The 14,699-nt window shown below is 71.9% G+C and carries 15 protein-coding genes; 6 read left to right on the top strand and 9 right to left on the bottom strand.

The features are described from left to right. Positions 1–43 precede the first annotated feature (43 nt). Both AB0Q99_RS26560 and AB0Q99_RS26555 read right to left on the bottom strand, forming a co-directional pair. The gene (locus AB0Q99_RS26560; RefSeq protein WP_363575853.1) at positions 44–982 is read right to left on the bottom strand and encodes an MBL fold metallo-hydrolase; all 939 of its coding nucleotides are present in this window, start codon (positions 980–982) and stop codon (positions 44–46) included. 110 nt (positions 983–1,092) lie between these two features. Then, positions 1,093–1,740, bottom strand: a complete 648-nt coding sequence (locus AB0Q99_RS26555) for an NAD(P)H-dependent oxidoreductase (RefSeq protein WP_363575851.1) — start codon at positions 1,738–1,740, stop codon at positions 1,093–1,095. Between the two features lie 106 nt (positions 1,741–1,846). Between AB0Q99_RS26555 and AB0Q99_RS26550 the strand changes: the two genes are divergently transcribed. Continuing rightward, positions 1,847–2,257 carry a helix-turn-helix domain-containing protein gene (locus AB0Q99_RS26550; protein WP_363575849.1) on the top strand — a complete coding sequence of 137 codons (411 nt, stop codon included), beginning with the start codon at positions 1,847–1,849 and terminating at the stop codon, positions 2,255–2,257. A gap of 96 nt (positions 2,258–2,353) precedes the next feature. Here the strand turns inward: AB0Q99_RS26550 and AB0Q99_RS26545 are convergent, their stop codons facing one another. Further along, positions 2,354–3,118 carry a polyprenol monophosphomannose synthase gene (locus AB0Q99_RS26545; RefSeq protein WP_363575847.1) on the bottom strand — a complete coding sequence of 255 codons (765 nt, stop codon included), beginning with the start codon at positions 3,116–3,118 and terminating at the stop codon, positions 2,354–2,356. Positions 3,119–3,447: 329 nt separating this feature from the next. On the opposite strand from AB0Q99_RS26545, the gene manA reads away from it, so the two are divergent. Continuing rightward, a complete protein-coding gene (gene manA / locus AB0Q99_RS26540; protein ID WP_363575846.1) occupies positions 3,448–4,653 on the top strand; it encodes a mannose-6-phosphate isomerase, class I in 1,206 nt (401 codons plus the stop codon). Positions 4,654–4,730: 77 nt separating this feature from the next. Here the strand turns inward: manA and AB0Q99_RS26535 are convergent, their stop codons facing one another. Further along, positions 4,731–6,107: an acyltransferase gene (locus AB0Q99_RS26535; protein WP_363575844.1), complete on the bottom strand. Its 1,377-nt coding sequence runs from the start codon at positions 6,105–6,107 to the stop codon at positions 4,731–4,733. A 200-nt stretch (positions 6,108–6,307) separates the two neighbouring features. After that, complete coding sequence (gene dnaB / locus AB0Q99_RS26530) at positions 6,308–7,957, bottom strand: replicative DNA helicase (RefSeq protein WP_363575843.1); 1,650 nt, start codon at positions 7,955–7,957, stop codon at positions 6,308–6,310. 452 nt (positions 7,958–8,409) lie between these two features. Between dnaB and AB0Q99_RS26525 the strand changes: the two genes are divergently transcribed. Next, positions 8,410–9,771, top strand: a complete 1,362-nt coding sequence (locus AB0Q99_RS26525) for an MATE family efflux transporter (protein WP_363575841.1) — start codon at positions 8,410–8,412, stop codon at positions 9,769–9,771. A 69-nt stretch (positions 9,772–9,840) separates the two neighbouring features. On the opposite strand, the gene rplI is transcribed toward AB0Q99_RS26525, so the two are convergent. From rplI to rpsF, 4 genes are all read right to left on the bottom strand, one after another. Beyond that, a complete protein-coding gene (rplI, locus tag AB0Q99_RS26520) occupies positions 9,841–10,287 on the bottom strand; it encodes a 50S ribosomal protein L9 (RefSeq protein ID WP_363575840.1) in 447 nt (148 codons plus the stop codon). A 17-nt stretch (positions 10,288–10,304) separates the two neighbouring features. After that, on the bottom strand, positions 10,305–10,541 hold the full coding sequence (rpsR, locus tag AB0Q99_RS26515) for a 30S ribosomal protein S18 (RefSeq protein WP_030059640.1): 237 nt from the start codon (positions 10,539–10,541) through the stop codon (positions 10,305–10,307). Positions 10,542–10,620: 79 nt separating this feature from the next. Next, positions 10,621–11,232: a single-stranded DNA-binding protein gene (locus AB0Q99_RS26510; RefSeq protein ID WP_363575838.1), complete on the bottom strand. Its 612-nt coding sequence runs from the start codon at positions 11,230–11,232 to the stop codon at positions 10,621–10,623. 96 nt (positions 11,233–11,328) lie between these two features. Beyond that, positions 11,329–11,619, bottom strand: a complete 291-nt coding sequence (rpsF, locus tag AB0Q99_RS26505) for a 30S ribosomal protein S6 (RefSeq protein ID WP_063348486.1) — start codon at positions 11,617–11,619, stop codon at positions 11,329–11,331. Positions 11,620–11,938: 319 nt separating this feature from the next. On the opposite strand from rpsF, the gene AB0Q99_RS26500 reads away from it, so the two are divergent. The 3 genes from AB0Q99_RS26500 to AB0Q99_RS26490 all read left to right on the top strand — a co-directional run bounded on the left by AB0Q99_RS26500 (position 11,939) and on the right by AB0Q99_RS26490 (position 14,610). Then, the gene (locus AB0Q99_RS26500) at positions 11,939–12,238 is read left to right on the top strand and encodes a hypothetical protein (RefSeq protein ID WP_363575837.1); all 300 of its coding nucleotides are present in this window, start codon (positions 11,939–11,941) and stop codon (positions 12,236–12,238) included. Positions 12,239–12,443: 205 nt separating this feature from the next. Next, positions 12,444–13,562: a peptidoglycan bridge formation glycyltransferase FemA/FemB family protein gene (locus AB0Q99_RS26495; RefSeq protein WP_363575835.1), complete on the top strand. Its 1,119-nt coding sequence runs from the start codon at positions 12,444–12,446 to the stop codon at positions 13,560–13,562. Between the two features lie 13 nt (positions 13,563–13,575). Next, positions 13,576–14,610, top strand: a complete 1,035-nt coding sequence (locus tag AB0Q99_RS26490) for an alanine racemase (protein ID WP_363575833.1) — start codon at positions 13,576–13,578, stop codon at positions 14,608–14,610. The last annotated feature ends 89 nt before the right edge of the window (positions 14,611–14,699 follow it).

Below are 14,699 nucleotides of genomic sequence, written 5' to 3'. Positions count from 1 at the left end.
ACGGAACCCACCCGCCCCACCGGTCCTGGTCGTCCTACCAGTCCTACCAGTCCTGGTCGTCCTCGACGATCTCCGCGTCGATGATCCCGTCCTCCGCCGCCCGGGCGGTGTTCGCCGCCGCGCCCAGGTCCAGGATGACCGGCAGCGTCAGCTCCCCGTACCGCTGGTTCACGGCGGTGACCAGCGCTTCGGGGTCGTCCGGGTGCCGGGCCAGCAGCCGGTCGAAGTCCCGCAGGTACTCGCCGGTGAAGGCGAGCACCCGGGCCGCGTCGTCGCCCTGGCCGGGGGCCCGGTGCCCGGCGATCACCCGGTCCGCGCCGAGGCCGGCGATCCGGCCGAGGTTGTGTCCCCAGGTGGTGCGCTGGGCCGGGGTGGTGTCGGCGGTCCAGACGTGGGTGCCGTTGTAGACGAAGTCCCCGGCGATCACGGTCCGGATGCTCGGCACGTGGACGACGGTGGAGTCCCCGCAGTCGGCCTGGCCGAGCAGCAGCACGGGGATCACCTGGCGGTCCAGCACGAGCGGCTGCGGCAGCAGCAGGGCGGGGATCAGCGGGTGGTCCGGGATGTCGTCGCCGTAGACCGGCTTCCACTGGGCGACCTTGGCGGCGGCGGTGCGCCGGATGCCCTCGACCACCGCCGGCGCGGCCAGCAACTGCGCCTCGGGGAAGAGCTTCAGCACCTCCTCGGCGCCGAAGTAGTGGTCCGGGTGCTGGTGGGTGACCACGATGGCGAGCAGTCGGCGGCCCTTGCCCGCGACCCACTCGGCCAGTTCGCGCCCGGCGCTGCGGGTGAGCTGGGCGTCCACCAGGATCGCGGTCCGCTCGCCGAGGATCAGCGTGGAGGTGGCGAAGAAGGCCGACTCGGGGCCGGTGAAGACGGCGACCTCCAGCGGCGCGGCGGGCCGCTGGGCCTCCGGGTGCGCCGCGGCCGGGGCGTCCGCACGCTCCGCGCCGGCGCTCTCGTCGGACGGGGACGACGTCACGGGCTGCTCCCTCGGCTGGGCGGTCGGATCTGCTGCGCCCTACAGCATGGGAGCACCGGGGCCCGATTGCCCGGAAGGCGCGCCCGGCGGGGCACGCCTTCCGACTCAGGTCACGCCGCGGCCCGGGCGGCGAGCTCCTTGGCCCGGCGGGCGGCCTGCTCCAGGGCCCGGGCCTTGGACTCGGCGGCGTTCGGGACGAACTCGGCCATCGCCGGGACGGCGGACGCCAGGGTGAACTCCGGGACGATGAAGTCGACCTCCAGCCCGAGCATCCCGGTCAGCACCTTCTCCAGGTAGGTGGTGACGAACTCGAACGGCTCGCGCGGGGCGCCGGGCGCGTAGGAGCCGCCGCGGGCCGCGACCACGGTGACCGGGGTGCCCTTGGCGGAGGGCGCCTCACCGGCGGTGCGGCCCACCAGGATCACCTGGTCCAGCCAGGCCTTGAGGGACGACGGGATCGTGAAGTTGTACATCGGGCTGCCGATCAGCACGGCGTCGGCCCGCTCCAGCTCCGACATCAGCTCGTGGCGCAGCGCGAAGGCGGCGGCCTGCTCGGTGCTGTGCGCCGCGGCCGGGGCGAATCCGGCGCTGATGCCGTGCGCGTCCAGGTGCGGGACCGGGTCGGCGGCGAGGTCCCGGTAGATCACCGTGCCCTCGGGGTGCTCCGCCTGCCAGGCGGCCCGGAAGGCGGCCGTGACCTCGCGGGAGACGGAGCCGGCGGCGACCGCGGAGGAGTCGATGTGCAGGAGCGTGGGCATGGCTGGGCCTCCAGAGAATAAGTAGCTTCCGTTTCCGCTGCAGCTAAAAGTACGGTAGCAGCTTACTTTTCTGCAGTCACTAGTGAACGTCGAGTACGCTGGAGCCATGGCCCAGCCCGAGGTAGTGCCCCACGGAGTCCCGACCGCCCTCGCCACGGGCGGCACCGGCGCCCACGGCGGCTGCCAGAACGTCGACCCGGCCCTCGGCCGGGTCTTCACCCTGCTCGGCAAACGCTGGACCGGCATGCTGCTGGGCGTGCTCAACAACGGCGGCCAGGCCTACTTCTCCGAGCTGCGCCGCGCCGTCCCGGGCATCAGCGAACGGATGCTCTCCGACCGGCTGACCGAGCTGGCCGAGGCCGGGCTGGTGGTCCGCGAGGTCGACGCCGGCCCGCCGCTGCGGGTCAGCTACCGGCTCACCGAGAGCGGCGTCGCGCTCAAGCCCGCGCTCCGCGAACTGGCCGTCTGGGCCGACCGCTACCTGCCGGAGAGCGCCCTCAGGAACGGCGGCTGCTGACCCCGCACCGGGGCGGCCGTCCGCACCCGGACACGCTGAGGGGCCCGTCCGCTGTCACCAGCGGACGGGCCCCTCAGCCACGTGCATCCGTCGTCGTCAGCGCTTCTTCGCGCCGCGCAGCCGGGCCAGCCGGTCGGAGAGACCCCAGGAGGTCACCCGCCACAGCGCCTCGACCACGATGGAGCGGCTCATCTTGGAGGCGCCCAGCTCCCGCTCGACGAAGGTGATCGGCACCTCGGCGACCTTGAACCCGGCCTTCACCGTGCGCCAGGCCAGGTCGACCTGGAAGCAGTACCCGGCCGAGGCGACCTCGTCCATGCCGAGGCCCAGCAGGGTCTCCTTGCGGAACGCCCGGTAGCCACCGGTGACGTCCTTGATCGGCACGCCCAGCATCAGCCGGGAGTAGGTCGAGCCGCCGCGCGAGAGGAGCAGCCGCGACTTCGGCCAGTTCACCACCCGGCCGCCCGGCACCCAGCGGGAGCCCAGCACCAGGTCGGCGCCGCGCAGCGCGCCCAGCAGCCGGTCCAGCTCCTCGGGCTGGTGCGAGCCGTCCGCGTCCATCTCGACCAGGACGTCGTAGCCGTTGTCGATGCCCCAGCGGAAGCCCGCGAGGTAGGCGGCGCCCAAGCCCTCCTTGCCCTTGCGGTGCATGACGTGCACGTACGGGTCCTCGACGGCCAGCTTGTCGGCCAGCTCGCCGGTGCCGTCGGGGCTGTTGTCGTCGGCGACCAGGACGTGCGCCTCGGGCACCGCGGCACGGACCCGGCCGACGATCCGCTCGACGTTCTCCGCCTCGTTGTAGGTCGGGATGATCACCAGGACCCTGCCGAGATCAGCAAAACTCTGCTGGTTCACGGTCACGTACAAACCTCTCGGCCGATGGCGGGGATGCTCAGAACACCGTCGCCCGCACTCTGGAACGCGGCTCCACCGGCAGTCCCTCCGACGGGATGACCACGGTGGAGAACTGCGCGCAGGGCGGAGACTACTGCGTGCTGGCATCCTACTACCGCGCCCGGGAACCACCGGTCCGACCATGGCACTCCCACCGGACGCCCACCGTTTCCCCCTCGGTGACACCGTTCGGCTAGGGTCGATGCCCTTGCCCGTGCCCGGACCGCCCGCACCGCCGGGCCCGCCCCGGCGATCCGGCACAACCGCTCAGACAGCGAAGGAGTAGGACCGCGCGCATGGACAGGCTCGTCAACACCGTCCGCCCGTACGCCTGGGGGTCGCTCACGGCCCTGCCCGAGCTGCTCGGGCGGCAGCCGACCGGTGAACCGCAGGCCGAGCTGTGGATGGGCGCCCACCCCGGCGACCCGTCCCGCGCCGACCGCGGGGCCGGCCCGCGCCGACTGGACGAGCTGATCGCGGCCGACCCGGAGGGCGAGCTGGGCGCCGCCGGCGTGGCCAGGTTCGGTCCGACCCTGCCGTTCCTCTTCAAGGTCCTCGCCGCGGGCACCCCGCTGTCGATCCAGGCCCACCCCACACTCGATCAGGCCCGGGCCGGCTTCGCCGCCGAGAACGCCCTCGGCATCCCGCTGGACGCCCCCGAGCGCAGCTACCGCGACGCCAACCACAAGCCCGAAATGGTCTGCGCGCTGGGCGAGTTCGAGGGCCTGTGCGGCTTCCGCCGGCCCGCCGAGGCGGCCGGGCTGCTGGCCGGGCTCGGGGTGCCCGGGCTGGAGCCGCTGATCGAGCTGCTGGGCGTCGAGGACGAGGCCGAGGCGCTGCGCGGCACGCTGGCCGCGATCCTCACCATGGACGACGGGACGGCCGCGAAGACCGTCCGGGAGACCGCCGAGGCGCTGGCGGAGTTCGGCACCGGCGATCCGGACCGACCGCACGCCCGGTACGCCCCGTACGCCCGGATCGCCAAGGACTTCCCGGACGACCGCGGCGTGATCGCCGGCATGCTGCTCAACCACTTCCGGCTGCGGGCCGGCGAGGCGCTCTACCTGGGCGCCGGGGTGCCGCACGCCTACCTGTCCGGCGTCTGCGTCGAACTGCAGGCCAACTCCGACAACGTGCTGCGGGCCGGCCTCACCCCGAAGCACATCGACGTGCCGGAGCTGCTGAAGGTCGTGGTCTTCGAGTCCGGCGCCCCCGGGGTGCTGGCCCCCGTCCCCGTCGAGGGCACGCCGGGCGAGGAGCTCTACCCCGTCCCGATCGACGAGTTCCGGCTCTCCCGCTTCACGCTGGCCGGCGTCGAGCGCGCGATCGACGGCCGCACCCCGCAGATCCTGCTCTGCACCGGGGGCGGCGTCCGCCTGACCGCCGACGACGGCACCGTCCTGGACCTCGCCCGCGGTGGATCCGCCTTCCTGCCCGCCACCGGCGCCCCGACCCGGCTGTCCGGCACCGGCACCCTCTTCCGCGCCACCGTGACGATCTGAGCCCCTGACGGGCCCTCGATCGAACAGGGCCGGGCAGCAGGAACCCTCCTGCCGCCCGGCCCTGTTCGATCGGTCCGCTACTGCTGCCCGCCCGTGCTCGCGCCCGCAGCCACCAGCGCCGGCTCCGCGGTCGTCCCCGTACCCGAGGACTGCGCCGGGACCGGCGCCGGCTCCTGCAGCGACTGCGGCGGCCACCGCCGGTTCGCCGCCGCGGTCAGCCTGCGGCCCAGGTTCTGGAACGGCAGCTCCACCAGCCGGTACACCACCCAGCAGACCACCAGCAGCACCGCGACATAGCCGAGCACCCAGGCCCACCGCTCCACCACCGGCATCGCGGCCAGCTTGTCCGGGTAGTGGTGGCTGTCCCAGCCGAGCCGCCAGAGCAGGAACTTCTTGACCGCCCAGTGCAGCAGGTAGGCCGAGTAGCTCACCGCCCCAAGCCAGACCAGCGGACGGGGCCACCGCCGGTTGCGCAGCAGGAAGAAGCCGCCGAACGACGCCCACGCCGCCAGGTAGGCGGTGGTCCACGCCGACCAGGTGAAGGTCGAGGTCGCGTTCGCCATCGCGCCCCGGTTGTACATCGGGCCCACCAGGGCGCCCGACACCACCACGAAACCGACGGACAGCCAGGCCTCGATCCGCTCGATCTGCCCGTGCTGCGCCCGGTAGACCACCGTGCCCGCGAACATCGTCGCGAAGATGGTGAAGGTCTCGTACGCGGTGGTCCGGCCGTTGGTGAACACCAGCAGCAGACCCAGCCCGCCCAGCAGCAGACCGCCGGTCCGGGCCAGCGCCGCATTGCCGCTGAGCATGCAGAACACGCCCATGACCACGACGACCACGGAGGCGAGCACGAGGTTTCTGATCGCGTCGAGGCTGCTCTGCAGGCTCCACGACGGGATCAGCACCCCCAGCACGAGCGCGATCGCCGCCGACCCGACCGCGATCGGTGCGCTGCGCCGGTGCCAGGCGAACGCGAAGAGGCTGCTGACGAAGAAGTAGAAGAGCATCTCGTACGTCAGCGTCCACATGATGCTGAGCCCGTTCACCACGCCCAGCACGTCCGACAGCATCAGGCCGTTGCCGGCCAGCCAGAGCTTGTCGTGCCCGTAGCCGTCGAAGGTGAGCACCTGGTAGTCGTGCGGCAGGACCAGCTCGGCGAAGAGCATGGTCACGATCAGCGCCGGGTAGATCCGGAGGATCCGGCCGATCCAGAAGGCCCGGACGTCACCGCGGCGCTCCAGCGAGGCCGGGATGATGTACCCGCTGACGATGAAGAACGCCATCACCCCGTAGAACCCGAGGTCGAAGTGGTCCGCGATGGCGGCGCCGCCCGGGATCAGCTTCAGGACTTCGAAGTGATGGGCCACCACGGCCATCGCGGCGATGCCGCGCAGCGCGTCCAGCCAGCCGAGTCGGCTCCCCGGCGCGGCGGCGCGCTCGCCCCGCCGCACCCTCCGCACTCCCCACCGAGCCAGTGATCCCTTGGTACCCATCCGCCGGACACTAGCCCATCCGGGCGGCCCCACCGCCGCCCGGGCTGGCCTCGGTCGGTCCCCGAACCACTCCCGACCCGCTCCCCGGTCTGATCCCCGACCCGCTCCCCGGCCTGATCCCCAGGCCGGTCGCGGTCGGTCCCGGTGCCGGGCCCCGGTCAGTCCCTGGTCATGTCCACGAAGCGCGAGTAGTGGCCCTGGAAGGCCACCGTGATGGTCGCGGTCGGACCGTTGCGGTGCTTGGCGACGATCAGGTCGGCCTCGCCCGCGCGCGGGGACTCCTTCTCGTAGGCGTCCTCGCGGTGCAGCAGGATGACCATGTCGGCGTCCTGCTCGATCGAGCCGGACTCGCGCAGGTCGGAGACCATCGGCCGCTTGTCGGTGCGCTGCTCGGGGCCACGGTTCAGCTGGGAGAGCGCGATGACCGGGACTTCCAGCTCCTTGGCCAGCAGCTTGAGGTTCCGGGACATGTCCGAGACCTCCTGCTGGCGGTTCTCGGCCCGGCGGGAGCCGCCGGACTGCATCAGCTGGAGGTAGTCGATGACGACCAGCTTGATGTCGTTGCGCTGCTTGAGCCGGCGGCACTTGGCCCGGATCTCCATCATCGACAGGTTCGGCGAGTCGTCGATGAACAGCGGCGCCTCGCTGACGTCCGGCATCCGGCGGGCGACCCGGGTCCAGTCGTCGTCCGTCATGTTCCCGGAGCGCATGTGGTGCAGCGCGACCCGGGCCTCGGCGGAGAGCAGGCGCATGGCGATCTCGTTGCGCCCCATTTCGAGCGAGAAGATCACGCTCGGCAGCTTGTGCTGGATCGAGCAGGCCCGGGCGAAGTCCAGGGCGAGGGTGGACTTGCCCATCGCGGGGCGGGCCGCGATGACGATCATCTGGCCGGGGTGCAGGCCGTTGGTCAGCTGGTCGAAGTCGGCGAAGCCGGTCGGCACGCCGGACATCTGGCCCTGCCGGGAGCCGATCGCCTCGATCTCGTCGAGGGCGCCCTCCATGATGTCGGCCAGCGGCGCGTAGTCCTCGTTGGTGCGCTGCTCGGTGACGGCGTAGATCTCCGCCTGGGCGGCGTTGACGATCTCGTCCACGTCGCCCTCGGACGCGTAGCCCATGCCGGCGATCCGGGTGCCCGCCTCGACCAGCCGGCGCAGCACGGCGCGCTCGTGGACGATCTGGGCGTAGTACTCGGCGTTGGCCGCGGTCGGGACGGAGTTGACCAGGGTGTGCAGGTACGAGGCGCCGCCGACCCGCTGCAGCTCGCCGCGCTTGGTCAGCTCGCCGGCCACGGTGATCGGGTCGGCCGGCTCGCCGCGGGCGTAGAGGTCGAGGATCGCGCCGTGCACCATCTCGTGCGCGGGCCGGTAGTAGTCGGCGGGCTTGAGCACCTCGACCACGTCGGCGATGGCGTCCTTGGAGAGCAGCATGCCGCCGAGGACGGACTGCTCGGCGGCGAGGTCCTGCGGGGGGACGCGCTCGAAGCCGTCCGCGCCGCCCTCGCCGTCGCCCTCGCCGCGGCGCTGCCAGCCGCCGTCCCGCTGGCCGCCCTCGCGCCCCGAGCCGTTCCGGCCGCCCTTGCCGCCCTGGAAGCCGCTGCCCTTCTGGAAGCCGTCGCGGCCACCGCTCTGGCCGCCCTGGCCGCCCTGGCCGCCCTGGCCGCCCTGGCCGCGGGAGACCGGGAGCCGGTCCCCGGGGCCTTCCGGGAAGGGCGCGTCGTCGAAGGCACCGGCCGGGAAGGGGTCCTCGGCGGTCTGCCAGTCCTCTTCCGGCGGCGGGGCGTCGTGGTCGTCGTACTGGGGGCCGGTCACGCGTGTTCCCCGATCAGCGAGTCGTGCGAGTTGGAGCGGGCCTTGCCGGTGGCTGGGTGGAGCGGATCCGCCCCTCTTTGTACGCCACGGCTCCGACAAATCGGACGCCGGGGCGGTGGGAGTGTCGGTCGGAGGGGCCCACGCTAAGGCGCCGGACGCCCTTGCGCCAAGGCGGTTATCCACAGGGGGTGTGGATGAACGGCCCCGGCCTGTGGAGAACTGCCGCAAAGCTGTGGACACCCCTGTGGACGTCCCTGTGGATAACCGGACGATCGATCCGCTGTCAACCTGCTGACCTGCAATTACCTCTTCCAGGGCCTGTGCATGAGAAATTCTTCACACACCTCCGAACGGCTGTGGGCACAGAGCAGGCGAACGAGGTCGCTCAAGATATCGAGTAATAGTCACCTATCCTCTACATCTATTACCTGTGGATGAGTAGCCTGGAGCCCATGACCGCCTCGCCGCCCCACGACGCCTCCCCGGCCACCGTCACCGCCCCCGCCGGGCGCCGGCACGACCGGGAGATCCTCGCCCTGGCCGTCCCGGCCTTCGGCGCGCTGGTCGCCGAACCGCTCTTCCTGATGGCCGACTCGGCGATCGTCGGCCACCTCGGCACCGCCCAGCTGGCCGGGGTCGGCGTCGCCTCCGCCGCGCTCACCACCGCGACCGGCGTGTTCGTCTTCCTCGCCTACGCCACCACCGCGGCGGTCGCCCGCCGGATCGGCGCCGGGGACCGCCGGGGCGCCGTGCAGCAGGGCATCGACGGCATCTGGCTCGCCCTCGGCCTGGCCGTCCCGGTGGTCCTGCTGACCCTGCTGTCGGCCCCCTGGGTGGCCGACGTCCTGGGCGCCTCGCCGACCGCCGCCCCGCACACGGTGACGTACCTGCGGATCAGCTCCCTGGGCATCCCGGCGATGCTGATGGTGCTGGCGGCCACCGGCGTGCTGCGCGGTCTCCAGGACACCCGTACGCCGCTGGTGGTGGCCGTCGCCGGCTTCGCCGCCAACCTCGGCCTGAACGCCGGGCTGGTGTACGGGGCCGGGCTCGGGGTGGCCGGCTCGGCCTGGGGCACCGTGGCCGCGCAGACCGGGATGGCCGCCACCTACCTGGTCGTGGTGGTCCGCGGCGCCCGCCGGGAGCGGGCCTCGCTGCGGCCGGACCCGGCGGGCATCCGGGCCGGTGCCAGGGCGGGCGGCCCGCTGCTGGTGCGGACGATCAGCCTGCGCGCGGTGCTGATGATCGCCACCGCGGTGGCCGCCCGGCTGGGCGACGACCAGGTCGCCGCGCACCAGATCACCATGACGCTGTTCAGCTTCCTGGCCTTCGCACTGGACGCCATCGCGATCGCCGGCCAGGCCATCATCGGCCGCTGCCTGGGCGCCTCGGACGTCCCCGGGGCCAGGGCCGCCACCCGGCGGATGGTCGAGTGGGGCGTCGGCGCGGGGGTGCTGCTCGGCCTGCTGGTGGTGGCCGCCCGCCCGCTGTACGTCCCGCTGTTCACACCCGATCCGGCCGTCCGGGCACAGCTGGACACCGCCCTGCTGCTGCTCGCGCTCAGCCAGCCGGTCTCCGGCCTGGTCTTCGTGCTGGACGGGGTGCTGATGGGGGCCGGGGACGGTCCGTACCTGGCCCGGGCGGCGCTGGTGACCCTGGCGGTGTTCGCCCCGGCGGCCCTCGCCGTCCCGGCCACCGGCACCGGGCTGGCAGGGCTCTGGTGGGCGATGAACCTGTTCATGCTGGTCCGCGCCGGCTTCCTGGCCTGGCGCGCCCGCGGCGGCGCGTGGCTGGTCACCGGGGCCGTGCGCGGGTAGCCCGCCCCCGGGAACGACCGAGGGCCGGGCTCCCGGAGGAGCCCGGCCCTCAGGCCACTGCTACGGAACTCAGGCAGCGACGACCGCGATGTCCAGGTTGGCCTGAACGTCGGAGTGCAGCTTGACCGAGACCTTGTGGGTGCCCACGGTCTTGATCGGCGAGGCGATCGCGACGGCGCGCTTGTCGACCGACGGGCCGCCGGCGGCCTTGATGGCCTCGACGACGTCGGCCTGGGTCACCGAACCGAACAGACGGCCGGCCTCGCCCGAGCGAACGGCCAGCTTGACCTGGACGCCCTCCAGCTTGCCCTTGACCTCGTTGGCGGCCTCGAGGGTCTGGATCGCGTGGATCTTGCGGGCGCGACGGATGGCGTCGACGTCCTTCTGACCACCCTTGGTCCAGCGGATGGCGTAGCCACGCGGGACCAGGTAGTTGCGGGCGTAGCCGTCCTTGACCTCGACGACCTCGCCGGCGGAGCCGAGACCCGGCACCTCGTGCGTGAGGATGATCTTCATTACTTGGTCACCCTCTCTTAGCGCGCGGTGCTGGTGTAGGGCAGCAGCGCCATCTCACGGCTGTTCTTCACGGCCGTGGCGACGTCACGCTGGTGCTGGGTGCAGTTGCCGGTGACCCGGCGGGCACGGATCTTGCCGCGGTCGGAGATGTACTTCCGCAGCAGGTTCGTGTCCTTGTAGTCAACGTAGTTGACCTTGTCCTTGCAGAAGACGCAAACCTTCTTCTTCGGCTTGCGAGCAGGCGGCTTCGCCATTGTGTGCTCCATTTGGGGTTCACGGCCCGGCGGGCGTCCGGGGACGCCGACGGCCGGGCCGCACGAAATCTGTCAGCTCTTAGAACGGGGGCTCTTCCGAGTAGCCGCCGCCACCGCCACCGGACGGGGCTCCCCAGCCGCCGCCCTGGTTTCCACCGGACGGGGCGCTGGAGGCCCAGGGGTCCTCGGAGGGGCCGGACTGGCCGCCGGAGTTTCCACCCCAGCCGCCGCCCTGCTGGCCGCCACCGCCGCCCCAGTTGCCGCCGCCCTGGCCGCCGCCCTGCTGGCCGCCGAAGCCGCCACCAGGACCGCCGGGGCCGCCGGACCGGTTGGCCCGGGTGACCTTGGCGGTCGCCGAGCGCAGGCTCGGGCCGACCTCGTCGACCTCGACCTCGAAGACCGTCCGCTTCTCGCCTTCCTTGGTCTCGTAAGACCGCTGGCGCAGTCGGCCCTGCACGATGACGCGCATGCCGCGCTGCAGCGACTCGGCCACGTTCTCCGCCGGCTGCCGCCAGACGTTGCACGTGAGGAAGAGGCTCTCGCCGTCCTTCCACTCGTTCGTCTGACGGTCGAAGGTGCGGGGGGTGGACGCGATGCGGAACTTCGCGACCGCCGCACCCGACGGGGTGAAGCGCAGCTCGGGGTCGTCGACGAGATTGCCGACGAGGGTGATGACGGTCTCGCCTGCCATGGTGGTGATGACCTCTCGGGAAGATGTCCGTTCACCGCTGTTTCACGTGAAACAGCGGACGCGAGCTACCCGAGACCCGAAGGCCTCAGAGGTGGCTCAGTGGGTGTCCGGGCGCAGGACCTTGGTCCGCAGAACCGACTCGCTCAGGCCCATCTGGCGGTCGAGCTCCTTGACGACCTCAGGCGTGGCCTTCAGGTCGATGACCGAGTAGATGCCCTCGGACTGCTTGTTGATCTCGTAAGCCAGACGGCGACGACCCCAGGTGTCGACCTTCTCCACCTTGCCGCCCGCGTTGCGGACGACGGTGAGGAAGTTCTCGATCAGGGGGGAGACAGCGCGCTCCTCGACCGAGGGGTCGAGGATGACCATCACCTCGTAGTGACGCATGGGTAACCCACCTCCTTTGGACTCAGCGGCCACGGTCTCTCCGTGGCAGGAGGGTTGTGCGTAGCGTCGGCACCGGTGCGGTGACGACTCCGGCCCACCGTAGCGGGCGGGTCCGACAGTCGGCCCCGCCCACCCCCGGAGGGGGCGTCGCCCGGAAGAGGGCGCAAGGGGGCACAACTACACCAGTGCAGACGGCACAGCCTACCCGCACCCGTACGGCCGAACAAAACGCATAGGGGTTGTGAGAGCGGCCCAACCGCCTCAATCTGGACGGAACGGGATTCCTGCCCGTTCGTCTCCACGCCTGGAGGTGGGACTCATGGCCCAGTCCGTCCACCGCATGCCCGCGCTCACGCTGAACACCGACGGCCATCCGCACCCCCGCGAGAACACCCTGGTGGCGCTCACCGCCGTCCTGGGCGTGATCGCCTTCACGACCTCGTTCTTCTACAACCTCCACCTGCTGACCTCGTGGACCGGCCTGGCCGGCGTCGTCACCGGGCTCTGGGGCGTGTTCGTCTCGGTCACCACCGCCGAGCGCTTCGTCCTGATGGTCTCGCTCGGCGCCTCCGCGATCGGCTTCTACCTCGGCGTCGCCCGCGGCGGCCTCTGGGGCTGAGCCCGCACCCCCTCCGGCGCCGGACCGCTCCGGCCGCTCCGGAACCCCCGGCGCCCTCGCCGCGTATCTGCAAGGAGACAGGTACCCGACGGGGGCGCCGTCGCGCCCGCCGCGCCCGCCGCGACGGGGGCCCGGACCCCGGACGATAAGGTCAGCCCGAGAACCCGGGGCCCACCGCAGCCCGACCGACGAGGAGCACCGAGCAATGAGCCTGCGCCTGAGGACGATCACCCGCGAGGAGCACCTCGCCTTCATCAGGAGCCGCGCCTCGGCCAGCCACATGCAGGTGCCGTCGTGGGGCGACGTCAAGGCGGAGTGGCGGTCCGAGTCGATCGGCTGGTTCGACGACACCAACCAGCTCGTCGGCGCCGGCCTGGTCCTGTACCGCCAGCTGCCCAAGCTCAAGCGCTACCTCGCCTACCTGCCCGAGGGCCCGGTCATCGACTGGTTCGACCGCGACCTCGACCGCTGGCTCTCCCCGATGCTGGCGCACCTGAAGTCGCAGGGCGCGTTCTCGGTGAAGATGGGCCCGCCGGTGGTCATCCGCCGCTGGGACGCCCCCACCATCAAGGAGGCCATCGCCGCCAAGCAGGCCAAGCGGCTGCGCGACGTCGAGGCCGACTGGTACGAGCCGCGCGCCTTCGAGGTGGCCGACCGGCTGCGCAAGGCCGGCTGGCTGCAGGGCGAGGACGGCGGCGCCGGCTTCGGCGACGTCCAGCCCCGCTACGTCTTCCAGGTGCCGCTGGCCAACCGCTCGCTGGACGACATCCACAAGAACTTCAACCAGCTGTGGCGCCGCAACATCAAGAAGGCCGAGAAGAGCGGCGTCGAGGTGTACCAGGGCGGCTACGACGAGCTGCCGATCTTCCACCAGCTCTACCTGGTCACCGCCGAGCGCGACCACTTCACCCCGCGCCCGCTGTCCTACTTCCAGCGGATGTGGAAGGCCCTCACCGCCGAGGACCCGAACCGGATGCGCCTCTACATCGCCTACCACGAGGGCGAGCCGCTGGCCGCGACCACGATGCTGGTGGTCGGCGAGCACGTCTGGTACTCCTACGGCGCCTCGGCCAACCACAAGCGCGAGGTCAAGCCCTCCAACGCCATCCAGTGGCGGATGATGCGCGACTCCTACGCCCTCGGCGGCGGGGTGTACGACCTGCGCGGCATCAGTGACACCCTGGACGAGAACGACCACCTGTTCGGTCTGATCCAGTTCAAGGTCGGCACCGGCGGCCAGGCGGCCGAGTACCTCGGCGAGTGGGACTTCCCGCTCAACAAGCTGCTGCACAAGGCCCTCGACCTCTACATGTCCCGCCGCTGAGGAGGCTGACCCGATGACGCTGTCGCTCTACCTCGACACCGAACGCTGGCGCACCCACCAGCGCTCCGTCCTCGCCGAGTTCCCCGGCCTGGTGCCCGTCGCCAAGGGGAACGGCTACGGCCTGGGCAACCACCGGCTGGCCGAGGAGGCGACGCTGCTGGGCACCGGTGTGCTCGCCGTCGGTACCGCGTACGAGGCCGCCGACGCCGCCGAGTGGTACGGCGGCGAGCTGCTGGTGCTCACCCCCTACCGGGTCGGCGAGGAGGTCCTGCCGCTGCCGCACGCCCGGGTGATCCGCACGGTGGCGAGCGTGGCCGCGCTGCGCACGCTGCACGGCACCCGGGTGGTGCTGGAGTGCATGACCACCATGCGCCGCCACGGCGTGAGCGCCGCCGACCTGCGCACCGTCGCCGCCGAGCTGGACGGCGTCAGCTTCGAGGGCCTGGCGCTGCACCTGCCGATGGACCGGCCGGACGGCTCCAGCCCGGTCGAGGAGGTCGCGTACTGGGTGGACACCGCCCGCGCCGCGGGCATCCCGGTGCACACCGTGTTCGTCAGCCACCTCGGCGCGGCGGGCATGGAGCAGCTGGCCCAGCGCTACCCGGAGACCGTCTTCCGGGCCCGGATCGGCACCCGGCTCTGGCTGGGCGACCACGCCGCGCTGGAGGTCCGGGCCACCGTCCTGGACGTCACCCCGCTGAAGAAGGGCGACCGCTACGGCTACCGCCAGCACCCGGCGCCGGCCGACGGCCACATCCTGGTGGTCGCCGGCGGCACCGCGCACGGCATCGGCCTGGAGGCGCCCAAGTACGTGCAGAGCATGGCCTCACGGGCCAAGGGCATCGCCCGGGCCGGCCTGGCGACCGTCAACAAGACCAAGTCGCCGTTCCACTGGGCCGGCAAGCAGCTCTGGTTCGCCGAGCCGCCGCACATGCAGGTCTCGCTGCTGTTCCTGGACGGCGAGACCGAGCCCCCGGCGATCGGCGAGGAGCTCGGTCTCCAGGTCCGCCACACCACCACGCACTTCGACCGCGTGGTGGACCGCTAGACCGTCCTGCCGTCGCCATGCGTCACCGACCGCTCGGTGCCCGGGCGGACGGTGCTCACCCTGACGGTGTCCGGGCTCGCCCCCGACCA

The organism is Kitasatospora sp. NPDC086791, from assembly GCF_040685975.1.
Taxonomy (GTDB): Bacteria; Actinomycetota; Actinomycetes; order Streptomycetales; family Streptomycetaceae; genus Kitasatospora.
This window is presented reverse-complemented; position numbering and strand designations above follow the sequence as displayed.

Coding starts and splice junctions, on each gene's coding strand:
- AB0Q99_RS26510 (WP_363575838.1), bottom strand. CDS start 11,232: ATGGCAGGCGAGACCGTCATCACCCTCGTCGGCAATCTCGTCGACGAC.
- manA (WP_363575846.1), top strand. CDS start 3,448: ATGGACAGGCTCGTCAACACCGTCCGCCCGTACGCCTGGGGGTCGCTC.
- AB0Q99_RS26500 (WP_363575837.1), top strand. CDS start 11,939: ATGGCCCAGTCCGTCCACCGCATGCCCGCGCTCACGCTGAACACCGAC.
- rplI (WP_363575840.1), bottom strand. CDS start 10,287: ATGAAGATCATCCTCACGCACGAGGTGCCGGGTCTCGGCTCCGCCGGC.
- AB0Q99_RS26555 (WP_363575851.1), bottom strand. CDS start 1,740: ATGCCCACGCTCCTGCACATCGACTCCTCCGCGGTCGCCGCCGGCTCC.
- AB0Q99_RS26550 (WP_363575849.1), top strand. CDS start 1,847: ATGGCCCAGCCCGAGGTAGTGCCCCACGGAGTCCCGACCGCCCTCGCC.
- AB0Q99_RS26490 (WP_363575833.1), top strand. CDS start 13,576: ATGACGCTGTCGCTCTACCTCGACACCGAACGCTGGCGCACCCACCAG.
- rpsR (WP_030059640.1), bottom strand. CDS start 10,541: ATGGCGAAGCCGCCTGCTCGCAAGCCGAAGAAGAAGGTTTGCGTCTTC.
- AB0Q99_RS26525 (WP_363575841.1), top strand. CDS start 8,410: ATGACCGCCTCGCCGCCCCACGACGCCTCCCCGGCCACCGTCACCGCC.
- rpsF (WP_063348486.1), bottom strand. CDS start 11,619: ATGCGTCACTACGAGGTGATGGTCATCCTCGACCCCTCGGTCGAGGAG.
- AB0Q99_RS26495 (WP_363575835.1), top strand. CDS start 12,444: ATGAGCCTGCGCCTGAGGACGATCACCCGCGAGGAGCACCTCGCCTTC.